This is a genomic window from Bartonella sp. MU70NMGDW, from assembly GCF_042194085.1.
Lineage (GTDB): Bacteria > Pseudomonadota > Alphaproteobacteria > Rhizobiales > Rhizobiaceae > Bartonella > Bartonella grahamii.
In genome coordinates, this window is the sequence record NZ_JBHIMK010000433.1 from 1 (window position 1) to 970 (window position 970).

At 36.3% G+C, this 970-nt stretch carries 1 protein-coding gene and 1 pseudogene; both read left to right on the forward strand.

Annotated features, from left to right (window positions below):
* A pseudogene (locus tag ACFIKE_RS11450) lies at positions 1 to 72 on the forward strand (phage antirepressor Ant); the annotation flags it as partial.
* A 154-nt stretch (positions 73 to 226) separates the two neighbouring features.
* The coding region (locus ACFIKE_RS11455; RefSeq protein ID WP_375650067.1) for an ERF family protein at positions 227 to 970 on the forward strand (744 nt) is incomplete at its 3' end.

Consider the following 970-nt stretch of genomic DNA (forward strand, 5'->3'; position numbering starts at 1 on the left):
AACAGAAAATACAAAGCCCTCATTAAAGAAGCAAAACAGGTATTAGAAAAATCTATTGTAAAAGCGGCTTAGTTTAAAAACAGATTTCATTTCCTCGTCTTTAAGGGCGGGGAGGTGACAATACCACAGTCTCTAGAAACAGGATTGTAAAAACCAAACAACCATTTTTCAAAACAAGCGTGATTCACGCCACGGGGGAATTGCGCTCAAATAGGAGGAAATCAAGATGAGGGAACTAAGTACCACACAAACGGAATTAGTGGAAAAAACGAATGATTGTGAAATCAAACCTACAGCTATGGAGCTTATTTTAGAAAGAGCTTTAGAAAATGATGTCGATATGGATCGTCTCAAGCGTCTTCTTGAATTGCGAGAACAAGAGATAAAACGACAAGAGCGCCAAAACTTTGTCCGTGATCTTTCTGCTATGCAAATGGAATACAAAAATATCGAACAAAACGCCATTAATACACATACTAAAAGCCTCTATACAACGCTTGATAAATATATTGATGCAATCAAAGAACCTCTTGCAAAACATCACTTTGCCTTGTTCTCTCGTATCAAAGACCAGAGTTCAAATGACATAACTGTAGAAATGACTTTAAAGCATATATCAGGCAATGAAATATCAACAGAAGGAACCTTTCCTTTTGATGCTACAGGGAGCAAAAATAACATACAAGCGGTTGGTTCTACTCTCACCTACGCACGTAGATATCTCTTAGGCATGCTTCTTAATGTCGCAAGAAAAGAAGACGATACAGATGGCAACACGCTTCTTTCAGGTATCTCTCCTGAACAAATGAATGAAATCAAAGAATTAATTAAAAAAACGCAATCTGAAGAAAGTAAGCTTATCTCTTTCGTAGGAGCAAAAAATCTAACAGATATGTCTTATAAACAAGCTCAAATCGCTTTGTTTTCTTTGAAAAAAAAGCAACGTTCACAAATGAAAAAAGCACAACAA